This is a genomic window from Deinococcus actinosclerus, from assembly GCF_001507665.1.
GTDB lineage: Bacteria > Deinococcota > Deinococci > Deinococcales > Deinococcaceae > Deinococcus > Deinococcus actinosclerus.
The window spans coordinates 208,892-224,595 of record NZ_CP013910.1; the positions used below are offsets into that span (position 1 = coordinate 208,892).

A 15,704-nucleotide genomic window follows, 5' to 3' on the forward strand; every position below is an offset into this window, starting at 1 on the left:
AGAACGTGACGCCTATTCCGATTACCATGACGGCATGTACGACCCGAGCATGCGGGTGCTGACCGTGCTGGAACTCCTCCAGGCGCACGAGGAGGTCAGCGGCGCCGACCTGGCCCGCCGCCTGGAGGTCAGCCCCCGCACCGTGCAGCGCTACGTCGCCCGCCTCCAGGACCTCGGGATTCCGGTCGAGGGCCGCCGGGGCGTGGGCGGCGCGTACCGCCTGAAGGCCGGTTTCCGCCTGCCCCCACTGATGTTCACGCCCGAGGAGGCGCTGGCCGCCGCGCTGGGCCTGCGCACCCTGCGCCACCTGGGCCTGCACGCCCTGGCCCCCGCCGCCGAGGCCGCCAGCGCGAAGCTCTCGCGTAGCCTTCCGCACGACCTGCGCGCCGACATGCTGGCCCTGGAAAGCAGCGTGCAGTTCGACACCGGCCCCTGGGTGGCGCCCACCGACGCCCACCTGCTCGCGGCGCTGCTGCGCGCCGTGCGCGACGCCTGCACCGTCACCTTCACGTACGCCGCCCCGGAAGCCCCCGAGACGCGCCGGGACGCGGACGTGCACCGCGTGGTGCACCTGGAGGGCCGCTGGTACGCCGTCGCGCACTGCCACCTGCGCGGGGCGCGCCGCTCGTTCCGGCTCGACCGCATGAGCGCCCTGACTGTGCAGGACCGCCACTTCACGCCCGAACCCGACTTCGACGCCGCCGCGTACCTGCGCTCCACGCTGCGCGCCCCGGCACCCACCTACGAGATCAGCGTGTGGCTGGGCTGCCCGCCGGAGGACCTGCGCGGCCGGGTGTCCACCTGGGGCACCGACCTCCGGCCCGACGCCCACGGCACGCGCCTGACCACCACCCGCGAGGGCCTGAGCAGCTTCGCGGCGTTCCTGCTGGGCCTGGACTGCGACTTCCGCGTGGACAGCCCCCCGGAACTGCGCGCCGAGTTCGCCCGGCTGGCCGAGCGCTGCGCCGCCGCGCAGCGGGCGGTCCGCCATGAGGGACAGCCCAGGCCCACGTTGCGGTCCCCTTAAGACCCGGTGAGTCCACGCGCGGACCGCTGGTGGTATCCCTGAGAACAGTTCACGGCGCTCCACCTCACCGCTGACCCGCCCGGTCCGCGCACCTGCCCTGTGACGGGGCCGGGGGGTCCTCTGCCGTGTTCCGGAGGTGCACGATGCCCACTCCAGACCGTCCGAACCCCCTGAGAGCCAGCCTCACCCTGGCTGGCGGCGCGCTGCTGGCGCTGTCCGCCGCCCTGGCCGTTCCACCCCCCGCCAGCCAGGGCCCCGCCTACACGGCGGCGCAGGCTACTGCGGGCGCGCAGGTGTACACCACGAGCTGCGCCGGCTGCCACGGCGCGAACCTCCAGGGCGCCGCCGGACCTGCCCTGAGCGGCGCGTCCTTCCTGGCCAAGTGGGCCGGCGGCACGCACCCGCTGGCCGACCTGCACGGCGTGATCGCCCACCAGATGCCCCTGACCGCCCCGGGCAGCCTCAGCGCCGCGCAGTACCTGAACGTCACGGCGTTCATCCTCTCGAAGAACGGGTACGCCGCCGGGGGCACCGCCCTGAGCCCCGCCACCCTGCAGGCCAAGCTGACCAGGCCCGCCGGGGGCAGCGGCGCCGCCGCCAGTGCGCCCACACCGGCCCCAGGCACCCTGCCGCGCGTGGTGGGAAGCGTCAAGCCTGCCAGCACCCGGGCGCCCGACCAGGAGGAACTGACCGGCCCCATCGGCGACAACTGGATGACCTACAACGGCAACTACGCCGGGCAGCGCTACTCCACCCTCAAGCAGATCACCACTGGCAACGCCGCGCAGCTCGGCGTGAAATGCGTGTACCAGCTGGGCGAGGTCGGCAGCTTCCAGACCGGCCCCGTCGTGTATCAGGGCCGCATGTACGTCACCACCCCCCGCAACACCTACGCCCTGCGCGCCGACACCTGCACGGCCCTGTGGCAGCACAGCTACGCCCCCAAGGGTGCCGAGCCGCAACCCGCCAACCGCGGCGTGGCCCTCTACCAGGGGCGCCTGTTCCGTGGGACCACCGACGGCCACCTGATCGCGCTGGACGCCGCCACCGGCACCCTCCTGTGGGACACCTGGGTCGCCGACAGCGCCAAGGGGTACTTCCTGTCCGCCGCGCCCATCGCCGCCCACGGCCTGGTGTTTGTCGGGGAAGCCGGCGCCGACTGGGGCGCCAACGGCCACATCCGCGCGTTCGATGCGCAGACCGGGCAGCAGGTCTGGAGTTTCAACGTCATCCCGCAGGGCCAGGAAAAGGGCGCCGACACCTGGAAGAAAGGCGCCGAGCACGGCGGCGGCTCCATGTGGACCACCCTCACCCTGGACGCCGCCAGCGGCCTGCTGTACGCCAGCATCGGCAACCCCGCGCCGGACTTCAACGGCGGCATGCGCCCCGGCGACAACCTGTACACCAACTCCGTGATCGTGCTGGACGCCAGGACCGGCAAGCTCGCCTGGTACGTGCAGCAGGTGCCGCACGACACCCACGACTGGGACACGGCGGCCGCGCCCCTGATCTACGACCTGAACGGCCGCAAGATCATGGCCGTGGCGAACAAGGGCGGCTGGCTGTACCTGTACGACCGCGCCACCCACCAGCTCATCAGCCGCCAGGAGACCACCACGCACCTGAACGCCGACAAACCCGTCAGCCTGACCGGACGGCGCGACTGCCCCGGCATCCTGGGCGGCGTGGAATGGAACGGCCCGGCCCTGAACCCTGCCATGAACGCCCTGTTCGTGAACTCCGTCGACTGGTGCGCCACCTACAAGCTCGGTGAAACCCGCTACGTGGACGGCAGCCTGTACTTCGGCGGGGACGCCACCTTCGACCCGGTCAAGGACGCCCGCGGCTGGGTGCGGGCCTACAACGCCACGACCGGCGCGCCGCTGTGGCAGAAGAAGATGGCCACGCCCATGATCGCCGCGATCACCCCCACGGCGGGCGGGGTGCTGTTCACCGGCGATCAGAACGGCGACTTCATGGCCCTGAACGCCAGAGACGGCAGGACCCTGTACCAGTTCCGCACCGGGGGCGCCATCGCCGGGGGTGTGGTCACGTACTCCGTGGGCGGGCAGCAGTTCGTGGCCGTCGCGTCCGGGAACGCCTCGCGGTCCATCTGGAGCACCACCGGCTCGGCCAGCATCTTCGTGTTCAGCGTGCCCAGGCCGTGAAACGCGCCGCGCTGCTGGCGCTGCTGCTGGGCAGCGCCCTGGCCGTGCGTCCCGCCGTGACCCCGGCCCTGCTGCAGGCGGCCGCCGCCGAGGGCGAGCGGCTGGCCGCCGCGCCGGAAGCCGGGTACCCGCTGCGCCCCTACACCGTGTACGCCGTGCCGGACACCCTGAAACTCGTGGCCGCGAACGGCAGCGTGGACGCCGTGACCATCGCCACGCCCTTCGAACGCACCCGCTACGAGGTCTTCCTGCACCGCCTGGGCGAGGACCCCGTCACGCCCGCCGGGGCCCGCGCGCAGGCCGGGCTGCCTGACCATCAGGTGGCGTTCATCGTCTTCGCGCACGGCCGCACACCTGACGATCAGGCGTTCCTGTCGCAGTTCAGCGCGGCCCGCCTGACCCTGGGGGGCCAGCGCGCGCCGCTGCTGGGCACGGCCCGCTCCGGGGCGTCCATCTCGCAGTACCCCCGCACCGAAGGCGAGATCGGCCTGCGCTTCATCGGGACCGTCACGTACCGGTTCCGCCTGCCCGCCGGGCTGGAGAACGCCAGCGGCACCCTGAGCTTCACCGACGCCACCGGGAAGGCCTTCACGCTGCCCGTGCGGCTCGCCCGCTACCGCTAGGCGCGCCCCGGCGCCCGTACACTGGGGCATGACCACGCCCACCAACGAGGAACTGGCGCAGGGGAAGGCGTACGCGGCGCCTGGCATCACGGTCTACTACGACGCGCGGCGCTGCCTGCACGTCGCGAGCTGCGTGCGCGGCCTGCCAGATGTCTTCGACCCGAAGGCCCGCCCGTGGATCCAGCCCGCCAACGCCGGGGCCGAGGCGGTCGCGGCGGTCGTCCGCACCTGCCCCACCGGGGCGCTGCACTACGTCCTGGATGGACAGGAGGCCGAGATGCCCGACGAGATCACCACCATCACCCCCAGCCCCGACGGTCCACTGATGATCCGGGGCAACCTCGTGATCGATACGCCTGCCGGGGAGAAGAAGGACGTGCGCGCCGCGCTGTGCCGCTGCGGCCAGAGCGGCAACAAGCCCTACTGCGACGGTACCCACAAGAAGGTCGGCTGGACGAGCGGCGAGGAGACCGCGCAGGCCGACTGACCGCGGCAGTGGTGCCCGGCACCCTGGGGCCCCTGGCCGCTGCCTGCCGCCGGGCGACCTGCCCCGCGTGCCGGGACAGTTTTCCACCCCTGGGCCGTACACTGGCCTATGACCGCGATCATTCCCGACCTGATCCGCAAGAAACGCGACGGCCTAGAACACACCCGCGAGGAACTCGAGACCCTGGTGCTGGGGTACACGCGCGGCGACGTGCCCGACTATCAGATGAGCGCGTGGCTGATGGCCGTGTTCCTGCGCGGCATGGCCGAACAGGAAACCGCCGACCTGACCATGGTCATGGCCGAGAGTGGCGACCTGATGAACCTCGGCGACCTGCCGCGTACGGTGGACAAGCACTCCACGGGCGGCGTGGGCGACAAGACCAGCCTGATCCTGACGCCCATGCTGGCCGCGCTGGGCCTGACCGTCGCCAAGATGAGCGGGCGCGGCCTGGCGCACACCGGCGGCACCATCGACAAACTGGAGAGCGTTCCCGGCTGGACCAGCGAACTGGAAGAGGAGCAGTTCCTGACCCAGGCCCGCGAGATCGGCCTCGCGCTGGTGGGCCAGAGCAGGGACCTCGCCCCGGCCGACGGCAAGCTGTACGCGCTGCGGGACGTGACCGCCACCGTGGACTGCCTGCCGCTGATCGCCAGCTCGATCATGAGCAAGAAGCTCGCGTCCGGCGCGCACACCGTCGTGCTGGACGTCAAGGTGGGTGCCGGGGCGTTCATGCGCACCCTGGACGCCGGGCGCGGCCTGGCCCGCGCGATGGTGGACATCGGCACCCGCGCCGGGCGGCAGGTGCGCGCCGTCCTGACCGACATGGACACCCCGCTGGGCCACATGGCCGGCAACAGCCTGGAGGTCCTGGAGGCCCTGGCGACCCTGCGCGGCGAGGGCCCCCATGACCTGACCGAGCTGTGCGTGGCGCTGGCCGTGGAGGCCCTGGCCGCCCAGGGCGAGGACGAGACGGCCGCCGAGGCCCGCGCGCGCGCCACCCTGACGGACGGCAGCGCCCTGGCGAAGTTCCGCGCGTTCATCGCCGCGCAGGGCGGCGACGCCACCTACGTGGACGACGTGAGCAAGTTCGACGTGGCGCCCGGCCGCGCTGACGTGACCGCCCCCGAATCCGGTTTCGTGGCGGGCATCGACGCCCTGAGCGTGGGCCGCGCGGTGCTCGTGCTGGGCGGCGGCCGTGAACGCAAGGGCGAAGCCATCGACCACGGCGTGGGCGTGGAACTCCTGCGCAAACCCGGCGAGGCCGTCCAGGCGGGCGAACCCGTGCTGCGCATCTACCACCGTGACGGGCGCGGCCTGGATGCCGCCACGCGCCTCCTCACCGAGGGCCTGACCCTGAGCGCGCAGGCCCCGGCCCCCGAGGCGCTGATTCTCGACCGCGTGAACTGACCACCGACTGCAGACTTCAGTGAGGGTCGAGCTCGACCCTCACTCTCATGGCTGCTCTGTGCCGACAGGGTGCCGCGTCAGGTCAGCTGATCCTGACGCGGAAGCACATGGTGCCCGTCTCCCCGGGGGGCACGACCAGATTGGAGGCCGTGACCGTGGTGCCGTCGAACCCCACCGAGGCCGCTGGCGTGGTCACGGGGCTGTTCACCCAGCTGGCGCCAGGGGCCTGCATGCTGCCCCGCAGCAGCGCGGCGCTGCCCGCAACGTAGGTCGTGTTGGCCGGCACCCCGTCCGCGACGCTGAAACTGCTCAGGGTGACCGTACCGTGGTTCCGGAAGTCGATGCAGTACTCCAGGATCTCTCCGGGCAGGCCGCCGCTCGTGCTGGACCAGGCCGGTGCCGCCTGGGGAATGGCGGCCGCCGGGGCGCTGCCCAGATTGTGCACCTGCTTGAACAGCCTCGAATACACCACGTCGGTGCGCACCTGATTCGAGGTGACCGTGCTGACGCCGGTGGCGGTGGCCGTGGCGGTGTTGAGCAGCGCCGCCTGATTGGTGTTCGCACTGAGGGCGCCCGTCACGGTGATCACGATCCTGGCCGACTGGCCCGGCTCGGTGACGTTCAGGGTGCCGGCCGAGAACACCAGATCCTGGCCTCTGCCGGTGTTGGTGGCGGCGACGGGCGCGGTGTAGCCGCCGCCCCCGGTCGAGAAGGCGATGGTGGCCGAGCTGTAGAGCATCCCGGCGGGCAAACTGTCGCGGATCACGGTATTGGCGGCGGGAGCGGTGCCGGCGCCCGTGACGATCAGGGTGTAGGTCAGCTGGCTGGGGGTCAGCGTGCTGGCCGGCAACGTGGCGGCGCCCTGGTCGGTGGGGTCGGCACTGACCCGGATGAACGCGCTGCTCACGGCCTTGGTCAGGTTCAGGGCCGGGACAAGCACCGTGTCCGTATCGGTCGCTGCGTTGTTGCCTGCACCGCTGGGATCCGTGACGTTCGCGGGCACGCTCGCGCTGGCCGCGTTGCTGACCGTGCCGCTGGTGGCGGTCACGGTACCGGTCACGCTGAAGGTCAGGGTGCTGCCGGCGGGCAGGTTCAGCAGGCTGTTGGAGTACCCGCCGCTGGCCGGGAGACTGGCGGGGCAGGACGCGGTGCCTGCCGTCACGGCGCAGGTCCAGTTGCTCAGCGTGACGCCGCTGAAGGAGGTGTCGACGAAATTCACGGTGGTGGTGCTGGGCCCGGCGTTCCGGAGGACGATCTGGTAGGTCACCGCCTGTCCGGCCGTGACGCCCGTGAGACTGTCGGTCTTGCTCAGGCTGATGTCCGCCGTCCGGGTCAGGGTGGTACTCACGGTGCTGCTGGTGTTGTTGGCGCTGGTGGGGTCCACCACGTTGGCGTTCGGCGCGGCGATGCTGGCCGAGTTGGTCAGGGTGGCCGTGGCGCCGGCCGGAATGGTGCCGGTGATCTGCACCTGCACGCTGCCGCCGCTGGGGAAGGTCGCCACGCTGCCGGTGACGTTGTTGCCGCTGCCCACGGTCGCCGTGCAGCCGCTGACCCCCGCGCCGGGGTTGATGCAGACGGCACTCACACCGGTGAGGTTGTTGGGCACGTTGTCGCTGTACGTCGCGCCGTTGGCGGCATTCGGGCCGGCATTGCCCAGCGTGAGGACATAGGTGATCTGCGTGCCGGCCACGGCGGTACTGGGACCCGTCTTGGTGACGCTCAGGTCCGCGCTCAGGTAGACCGTGGTGGACACCCGCGCGCAGTTGTCGGTGGCGCAGCTGGCGCCGGGGGTGGGGGCCGCCCGCGTGTCGCCGCCGCCGCTGACCGCCGCGTAGTTGGTCACGCTGTTGGTGCCCAGTGGCGCCGCCGTGGTCACGGTGACCGGCAGGGTGAAACTGCTGCTCGCGCCGCTGGCGATGGCGGCCGTGGTGGCGGTGACGGTCTGACCGCTGACCGTCCACGTCCAGCCGCTGCCCGAGCCGCTGGACGCCGTGACGCCGCCTGGCAGCGTGTCCGTCACTGTGACGGCCGCGGAGGTCGAGGAGCCCATGTTGGTGGTGGTCAGGGTGTAGCTCGCCCCACTCTGGCCGGGGAACCAGGGACCGTTGCTGGTCTTGGCCTGCGTCAGGTACGGCGGGCAGGCGTAGACCGAGGAGGTGTAGCCCAGATCGTCGGAGGTCGTTGGCGCGGTGGTCGTCTTGTAGGCCGTGAACCGGATGCGCGCGGTCGAGATGCTGGTCACGGCGGTGGGCAGCAGGACGTAGGCGTCCGTCCCGGTGGCGGTGTTGGCCGCCCCGGACGTGTTGACCGGGATGGACAGACTCGTGGCGCTGCTGGGCCCCAGGGTGGCGCCGTTCGTGGCCGCGAGGGTGGCGGTGGTGCCTGAACCGTTCGTGGTGGTCATGGTGGCGTACACCACGCCGTTGATGAGCAGCTCCATCGTTGAGCGTCCTGACGACGCGGCGGGATTGCCGTTACTCCACGACCACTGCATGTCCACGATGAAGCGCCCGTTCGGCCCGGCTCCCTCGTCGTAGATGCCGGGACTGGCCACGACACTGTTCATGTCGACGGTCAGCGTCGAGGGGGTACTCGTGTTGACGGCGTCAACGTAATAGGTGTTGGCGCCACCGGTGGTGGTCGAGAGAATCTGCACCGGGGTCCCGGCCGGGCAGGTGGGTGTCGAGGCGGCAGAGGCCGTACCGGCCAGACCGCTCAGCGACAGCAGCAGGATCAACCTGCTGAGCACCTGAGCGGCCATCCAGCCCCTCCGTGAGGCGCGTGTCCTCTGAGCGGCTGCTGGCGCGCGCCGGCCGTCCTGCCCACCCGAGTGAATTCCGCTGCTGTCTTCTGGCACCTGGGTCGTCCTCCTTCCGCTGATCGGGAGGTGAGTGCCGTGCGGGCATGACAGAGAAGAGAACGGCAGGGGAACCCACTCCTGACCTACAGGGTAAGGAGCCGGAATGACAAATTTCCCTCATTCCGCGCTGCACCTCGCGGCGCCCTTTCCAGCGTGGCTGCGGCCCGGCACGTGGGGACACGGCAGCGCGGCGCCACTGAATGCGGCGCCGCGTGCGGACAGGAGTGAACACGGAGAGGCGAGGGGGCAACAGCCTGCGCGCCTCTGCCGCGCGCTGCTAGCGCCGGCCGTAGCCTCCGCCGCCGTTCGTTTCGGGGGTGCTGGTGGTGCGGGCGTCCCCGCTGCTGTTGCCGCGCCCGAAGTCGCTGCGGCCCGAGGCGTAGCCGCCCTGGGCGGGGGTGACGGTCGCGCCGAAGCCCTGCACGGGCGCCTGGCCGTACCCGGCGGGCATGCTGGCCGCGCCGCCCGCCGTGGCGATGCTGGGGTCGTTCGCGAGTCGGGCGAATTCCTTGCTGTCCACGGCGCGCTCGACACCGGTGTCGAAGGAGATCACGCGGCGGCGGTACAGGTTCGCCAGGAAGGCGTCCATGGTGACCATGCCCTCGCGGGCGCCGGTCTGCATGACGGACGTGATCTGGTACGTCTTGCCCTCGCGGATCAGGGCGCGCACGGCCGGGTTGGCGATGAGCAGCTCGTACGCCAGGATGCGGCCTTGCCCGTCCAGGCGCGGCAGCAGCTGCTGCGTCATGACCGCCACGAGGTTGTTCGCGAGCTGCACGCGGATCTGCTCCTGCTGCTCTTCGGGGAACACGTCCACGATACGGTCGATGGATTCCGGAGCACTGTTCGTGTGCAGGGTGCCCATCACGAGGTGCCCGGTCTCGGCGGCGGTCACGGCGGCCTTGATGGTCTCGTAGTCGCGCATTTCGCCCACCAGGATCACGTCGGGCGCCTGACGCAGCACGGCGCGCAGCGCGTCGTTGAAGCTCATGGTGTCCGCGCCGACCTCACGCTGGTTGATGATCGACTGCTTGTGCGTGTGCATGAACTCGATGGGATCCTCGATGGTCATGATGTGCAGCCGCTTGGTGGTGTTGATGTGGTCGATCATCGCCGCGAGCGTCGTGGACTTGCCCGAGCCGGTCGGGCCGGTCACGAGCACCAGGCCGCGCGGGGCGTTGGCGATCTCGATGACGTTGGCCGGCAGGCCCATCTCCTGGGCGCTCTTGATCTTCGTGGGAATCAGGCGCAGCACGCCGCCCACGTTGCCGCGCTGCATGAAGGCGTTCACGCGGAAGCGGGCCTTCTCGCCCAGCGCGAACGAGAAGTCCAGCTCGCGGCGTTCCTCGAAGGTCCGCTGCTGCTTCTCGTTCATCATGGAGTACATCAGTTTGCGGGTGTCGGTCGGGGCGAGCTCCGTGAAGCCCTGCGAGTCGTATACGCCCTGCAGCTTGAACTGCGGCGCGAGCCCGACCGTGATGATCACGTCGGAGGCGCCCTTGTCGGCGGCGAAACGCAGGATGTCGGTGATGTCGGCGGCAGGCTGGGTCATAGGGGTCACCTCAGGCGGGGGGCGGGGTGTGGGGCGTCAGGGTTACTTGCTGGTGACGGCCAGGACCTCTTCCAGGGTGGTGATCCCCTTGAGTGCCTTCTCGATGCCGTCCTGCCGCAGGGTCTTCATGCCACTCTGGTTGACGGCGACCTCGGTGATCTCGGTGGCGTTCTTCCCGGAGCCGATGGCGACGCGCAGCGCCTCGTCGATCACCATCAGCTCGTGGATGCCCATGCGGCCCTTGTAGCCGGTGCCGCCGCAGCGGTTGCAGCCCGCGCCGCGCATGAGCTGCGCGCCGCGCAGGTCCCGCTCGGTGATGCCGAGGCGGCGCAGGACGTCCGGGTCGGCGTTCGTGGGGGCCCTGCAGTCCGGGCAGACCTTGCGCACGAGTCGCTGCGCGACCACGCCCACCACGGCCGCGCCGATGTTGAAGTGCTCGACGCCCATCTCCTCCAGACGCACGATGGCGCCCGGCGCGTCGTTGGTGTGCAGCGTAGCCAGCACGAGGTGACCGGTCAGCGCGGCCTCCACGGCGATTTTGGCGGTCTCGGTGTCGCGGATCTCGCCCACGAAGATGATGTCCGGGTCCTGGCGCAGGAAGGCGCGCAGCGCGCGGGCGAAGGTCATGCCTGCGGCGTTGTTCACCTGCGACTGGATGATGCCCGGAATCTCGTATTCGACCGGGTCCTCGATGGTGGTGGTGTTCTTCTCGGGCACCGCGATGCGCTTGAGGGTCGAGAACGACGTGAAGGATTTCCCCGAGCCGGTGGGGCCGGTCACCAGGAAGATGCCGTTGGGCTTGTGGATGGTGTCCAGGTAACGCTGGTAGTTGTGCTCGGAAAAGCCCAGCTGCTCGACCTCGGGGATGTTGCTGGCCTTCTGCAGCAGACGCATCACAGCCTTCTCGCCGTACACGGTGGGCAGCGTGGAGAGTCGCAGGTCGAGGTCGATGCTGCCCTTCTTGAAGCGGATGCGGCCGTCCTGGGGGATGCGGCGCTCGCTGATATCCAGGTGCCCCATGATCTTGATGCGCGCCAGGATGCTCTGCGAACTGCCCTTGGGCAGCTCGTTCTGCTCGCGCAGGATGCCGTCGACCCGGTAGCGCACCTTCAGGGCCGTCTCGGTCGGCTCGACGTGGATGTCGCTGGCCTCCTGGAGGGCCGCCTCGCGGATGATGTTGTCCACCACGCGCACCACGGCGTTGTCGTCCAGCCCGGCCGACAGGTCCTCGGCGTCCTGGCGCTTGTTGGCGTTCTCGCGCTCCTTGCTCTCCTTGGCGAGCTGCTGGTTCAGGTTCGCCATGTCCTTGCTGCCGAAGTACCGCTCGATCAGGCGGGTGATGTCCTTTTCCGCCATGACCGCCGGGATGATCTCGCGCCCGGTGATCAGCTTCAGGTCGTCCAGCGCGAACACGTTGCGCGGGTCCTTCATCGCCACGACCAGCGATTCGCCCTGCAACCGGACCGGGACCACGCCGTAGCGGCGGGCGGTCGTCTCGGGGATCATCAGCGCGACCTTGTTGTCCGGTGGGTTCTGAACCGGGTCCAGGAACTCGTAGCCGAGCTGCGCGGCCAGGGAGCGCGCCAGCATCTCCGGGCTGAGTTTCCCGGACTGCACCAGCGTGTCTTCCAGGCGTCCGCCCCCGGAGTTCTGTTTCTGCAGGGCGCTGTCGATCTCGTCCGCGGCCGCGAAGCCCAGCTCCACGATGACCTCGCCCAGCGGCTTGACGCGGCCCTCGCGGGCCTGCACCTGCAGCGCCTCGCGCAGCTGCTCGCGCGACAGGGTGCCCTGCTGCACCATCTGCTCGCCCAGCCGCCCACGCTGCGGGTAGAAGCGCTCGATCAGCGTCTCGATGTCGCGCGGTTTGGCCAGCACGATCTGTACGGGGCGGCCCACCAGCGCCTCGATGTCCTCGCGTTTGCGGGGGTCGCTGGCAACCACGGTCACGCCGTGATCGGTTTCATCCACCGGTACCGCCGTCAGGCGCAGCGCGTCGGCGCGCAGCATGCTGCCCAGCACGTCCTCGCTGGGCTGGAAATCCCGCGGGTTGCGCAGGAACACCGCGTTGGTCTGCTCGGCCAGCACCTCGTACAGCTGATCCTCACTGATGATCCGCTGCGCGATCAGGGTGCTGCCCAGCGGCTCGCCGGTCTGCTGCTGCGCGTCGAGCGCCACCTGCAGCTGCGCGTCGGTGATCAGGCCGCGCCCGATCAGGCGCTGCCCCAGCATCCCGCCCGCCGGGCCGCCCTCGGCCTCGCTGGGCAGCTCGGCCGTCAGATGCAGTTCGGGGTAGTACGTGGCGATGGCCCACATGATCTGGTCACGCAGCGCCTGATACACCTCGATGTTCAGGCCGCTGTCGTCCTCCAGCGCCTCGATCGCCATGCTCGAGAGCGGATCGACGATCGCCACGCGCAGCGTCTGCCCGTCCAGCGCGAACGGGAACGCCTGGTGTTGCAGGGCCGTCTGCGCCCGCACGGCCTGCAGCGCGCCGGGTTCGGGATTCACGACCAGCAGGTTCACGAGCGGGATGCCTAGCGCCTCCTCGATGGCGCGCGCGATGCGTTTCTCGCCCACCAGGCCGGAGTCGATCAGGATCTCCGCGAGTCGGCCGCCGACCTCGGCGTGACGGACGAGGGCTTTTTGCAGGTCCGTGTCGTTCACGTACCCCTGTTCGAGCAGGATGGCGCCCAGGCGCCGGTCACCGATGGAAAGAGCCATAGCGTTTCAGTCTCCTTGCGTGAGGGAAATGGGGAGGACAGTGAGGGAACAGGTGAGGGTGCATCAGGGGTGCCAGTCGTGCCCGTAGCGTTTCAGGACCGCGCGTTCCAGCCGGCGGGCCACCCGCGTGTGCGGCAGGGCGTTCGTGACCAGCGGCCGCACCAGGATGGTGTGCATGCCGCTCAGGTTGCCGCCCAGCACGTCCGTGAACAGCTGGTCGCCCACCATACCCACCTGCGCGGGCGGCAGGTTCAGCGCGCGCAGGGCCTTGCGGAAGGCGCGTGGGTTGGGTTTCCCGGCCAGCCCCACGCCCTGGAATTCCAGTTTGTCCAGCCAGAACGCGGCCCGCTGCCCGGTCGCGTTGCTCAGGAGGTACAGGCCCACCCCGCAGAGTTTCAGATCCCGCACCCACGTCAGGGTCTGGGCGACCCCCGCCTCGTCGTAGCTGCCGTACGGCACCAGGGTGTTGTCGAGGTCCAGCAGCAGGCCGTGGAGGCCCCGGTCGGCCAGGAATTCCGGCGTGATGTGCGTGACGTGGTCGATCACGTCCGCCGGGCGCAGCAGGCTGCGGGAGGGGGCGGGGCGGCTCATATGGACTCCGGTGGAATGGTTTGCCAGAACCGTTCCATCCGAGCGGAGGCGAGAAGGAGCAGAACGGACTCCGGGCGTGGAGTGAGCAACCCGGTGGGGTTCCGGGTGGTGAACGAACCAGATGGGGTCCGGATCACGCGGCCCTGCCAGGGCGGCCGATCACGGCCCACATGCGCCCGGTGACGCCCGCGTCGCGCCGGAACGAGTAGAAGTCGCCTTCGGTGGAGCAGCGCCCGCTGACCCACACTCCCGCCTCCGGCACCCCCGCCTCCAGCAGCGCGGCGCGGTTCGCCCCGGCGAGTTCCAGGTGCGGGCCGTCCGCGCCGGGCTGCACGAACGCGCCCAGACCGGCCTCCGTGAAGGCGTCCGCGACGCCCTGACCCACCGGGTACGCGGCGGCGCAGATGCCGGGCCCCACCGCCGCGCGGATCCGCTCCGGGCGGGCGCCCAGCGCGGTCATGGCCGCCACGGTGCGCGCGCCGATGCGGCCCAGCGTGCCCTTCCACCCGGCGTGCGCGGCGCCCAGCACCCCCGCCTCCGGATCCTCGAGCAGCAGGGGGTAGCAGTCGGCGGTGCCGATAGCGAGCAGCACGCCCGCCTGCCCGGTCACCAGCGCGTCCCCGGTCCAGTGGCCGCCGCCGGTCACGGTCACCACGTCGGTCCCGTGCACCTGGGTCAGCCGGGCCACCTGCGCGGGCGTGAAGCCCAGCGCCCCGGTCAGCCGCGCGCGGTTCTCGGCGACCGCCTGCGGATCGTCCTCACGGTCGTCGAGATTCAATCCCGCGTAGGGGCCGCCCGAAACGCCACCCCGACGCGTGGTGAACGCGTGCGGCGCGCTCAGGTGCGGCGCGTGAAGCAACATCAGCCCAGTATCGCGTGTCATCTCTCACCGGATTCTGACGCTTTTTCGCGCTGCGACGCTGTGAAGAGGCCGAGATTCGCCTCAGCGGCCCGAAACCGGGCTCTAGCGGGGGGCCGGACCCCCGCACGTTTTTGCACCCGCATCAGCGCGGCGGGCGGCAGGGTTGCTAGAGTCCCCCGCATGACGGTGCAGATTGACCTGAGTGACAAGACCGCCCTGGTGATGGGCGTCGCGAACGCCCGCAGCCTCGGCTGGGCCATCGCCGAGCAGCTCCTCGCGGCCGGGTGCCGCGTGGGCTTCTCCTACCAGGGCGAGCGCCTGAAGAGCGAACTCGACAAGCTCCTGACCGGCAAAGAGGGCGTGTGGGCCCAGCAGGCCGACGCGACCAGCGAAGCAGACCTGAGCGCCCTGTTCGCCCGCGTCAAGGAAGAGTTCGGGCACCTGGACTACCTGATCCACTCCATCGCGTTCGCGCCGCGCACCGCCATGGACGGCCGCTTCCTGGACACCACCGAGGCCGACTGGAACACCGCCCTGAACGTCAGCGCGTACACGCTGGTGTCCACCGCCCGCCACGCCGAGCCCCTGCTGCGTCCCGGCGCGAGCATCGTGAGCCTCACGTACCACGCCTCGCAGAAGGTCGTGCCCAAGTACAACGTCATGGGCGTCGCCAAGGCCGCGCTGGAGGCCACCACCCGCTACCTCGCTAGCGAGATGGGCGCCGCCGGCGTGCGCGTGAACACCATCAGCGCCGGCCCCATGCGCACCATCGCCGCGCGCAGCATCCCCGGCTTCGGCAGCATGTTCGAGAAGGCCGCCGAGGCCGCCCCGCTGGGCCGCAACGCCACCCCCGAGGAAGTCGGCAAGCTGGCCCTGTTCCTCCTCAGCGACCTGGGCAGCGGCGTGACCGGACAGACCGTGTACGTGGACGCCGGGTCCAGCATCATGGCCATGAAGATCGAACAGCCGAGCTGAGCGCCGCCCCCTGAGGGCCGGCCTTGCGGTGTGGAGGTCGGCCCTCAGTCCGTTCAGGCGCCCTGGTCCCGCTGGCGGTACGTTTCGCCCCAGGCGAGCATGGCGCGCACGATGGGTTCCAGCGTCTGACCCAGCGGGGTCAGCGAGTACTCCACTTTCGGCGGGACCTGCGGGTAGACCTCGCGGTGCACGAGGCCGTCGGCTTCGAGTTCGCGCAGTTGCAGGGTCAGCATGCGCTGCGTGACGCCCGGCATGCGCCGCTGGAGGTCCGAGAAGCGGCGCGGCCCGCCGAGCAGGTGGTACACCGCCACGGCCTTCCACTTCCCACCGATCACGGACACGGTGGTGGTGACCGCGCAGGTGGGGGGCGCCTCGGTGGGGGAGGGGTGTGGCGCGGGCGCGGTCATGCGGTCAGGATAGGCCTTCAC

The 15,704-nt window shown here is 70.5% G+C and carries 12 protein-coding genes; 6 read left to right on the forward strand and 6 right to left on the reverse strand.

Features of this window, described 5'->3' with window-relative positions:
- The first annotated feature begins 34 nt into the window (after positions 1 to 34).
- The 5 genes from AUC44_RS01020 to AUC44_RS01040 all read left to right on the forward strand — a co-directional run bounded on the left by AUC44_RS01020 (position 35) and on the right by AUC44_RS01040 (position 5,715).
- Positions 35 to 1,027, forward strand: a complete 993-nt coding sequence (locus AUC44_RS01020; protein WP_062157001.1) for a helix-turn-helix transcriptional regulator — start codon at positions 35 to 37, stop codon at positions 1,025 to 1,027.
- A gap of 143 nt (positions 1,028 to 1,170) precedes the next feature.
- The gene (locus AUC44_RS01025) at positions 1,171 to 3,195 is read left to right on the forward strand and encodes an outer membrane protein assembly factor BamB family protein (RefSeq protein WP_062157002.1); all 2,025 of its coding nucleotides are present in this window, start codon (positions 1,171 to 1,173) and stop codon (positions 3,193 to 3,195) included.
- Positions 3,192 to 3,818: a hypothetical protein gene (locus AUC44_RS01030; protein WP_062157003.1), complete on the forward strand. Its 627-nt coding sequence runs from the start codon at positions 3,192 to 3,194 to the stop codon at positions 3,816 to 3,818. Before AUC44_RS01025 ends, AUC44_RS01030 begins: the two co-directional genes overlap by 4 nt.
- A 28-nt stretch (positions 3,819 to 3,846) precedes the next feature.
- A complete protein-coding gene (locus AUC44_RS01035; protein WP_062157004.1) occupies positions 3,847 to 4,305 on the forward strand; it encodes a (4Fe-4S)-binding protein in 459 nt (152 codons plus the stop codon).
- A 108-nt stretch (positions 4,306 to 4,413) separates the two neighbouring features.
- Positions 4,414 to 5,715: a thymidine phosphorylase gene (locus AUC44_RS01040; RefSeq protein ID WP_062157005.1), complete on the forward strand. Its 1,302-nt coding sequence runs from the start codon at positions 4,414 to 4,416 to the stop codon at positions 5,713 to 5,715.
- An 82-nt stretch (positions 5,716 to 5,797) separates the two neighbouring features.
- Here the strand turns inward: AUC44_RS01040 and AUC44_RS01045 are convergent, their stop codons facing one another.
- The 5 genes from AUC44_RS01045 to pgeF form a co-directional block, all read right to left on the reverse strand.
- Positions 5,798 to 8,476, reverse strand: coding sequence for a DUF11 domain-containing protein (locus AUC44_RS01045; RefSeq protein ID WP_082688896.1), 2,679 nt, complete (start codon positions 8,474 to 8,476; stop codon positions 5,798 to 5,800).
- Positions 8,477 to 8,852: 376 nt separating this feature from the next.
- Positions 8,853 to 10,127 carry a type IV pilus twitching motility protein PilT gene (locus AUC44_RS01050; protein WP_062157007.1) on the reverse strand — a complete coding sequence of 425 codons (1,275 nt, stop codon included), beginning with the start codon at positions 10,125 to 10,127 and terminating at the stop codon, positions 8,853 to 8,855.
- A gap of 42 nt (positions 10,128 to 10,169) precedes the next feature.
- Positions 10,170 to 12,848 (reverse strand): type II/IV secretion system protein, encoded by a 2,679-nt coding sequence (locus tag AUC44_RS01055; RefSeq protein WP_062157008.1) that lies wholly within the window; start codon positions 12,846 to 12,848, stop codon positions 10,170 to 10,172.
- 63 nt (positions 12,849 to 12,911) lie between these two features.
- Positions 12,912 to 13,439, reverse strand: coding sequence for a YqeG family HAD IIIA-type phosphatase (locus AUC44_RS01060; protein ID WP_062157009.1), 528 nt, complete (start codon positions 13,437 to 13,439; stop codon positions 12,912 to 12,914).
- 133 nt (positions 13,440 to 13,572) lie between these two features.
- The gene (gene pgeF, locus AUC44_RS01065; RefSeq protein ID WP_231724495.1) at positions 13,573 to 14,301 is read right to left on the reverse strand and encodes a peptidoglycan editing factor PgeF; all 729 of its coding nucleotides are present in this window, start codon (positions 14,299 to 14,301) and stop codon (positions 13,573 to 13,575) included.
- Positions 14,302 to 14,481: 180 nt separating this feature from the next.
- On the opposite strand from pgeF, the gene AUC44_RS01070 reads away from it, so the two are divergent.
- The gene (locus tag AUC44_RS01070; protein WP_062157011.1) at positions 14,482 to 15,276 is read left to right on the forward strand and encodes an enoyl-ACP reductase FabI; all 795 of its coding nucleotides are present in this window, start codon (positions 14,482 to 14,484) and stop codon (positions 15,274 to 15,276) included.
- Between the two features lie 53 nt (positions 15,277 to 15,329).
- Here the strand turns inward: AUC44_RS01070 and AUC44_RS01075 are convergent, their stop codons facing one another.
- Entirely contained in the window at positions 15,330 to 15,683 is a 354-nt protein-coding gene (locus AUC44_RS01075; protein ID WP_062157012.1) for a winged helix-turn-helix transcriptional regulator, read from the reverse strand.
- Positions 15,684 to 15,704: the final 21 nt, after the last annotated feature.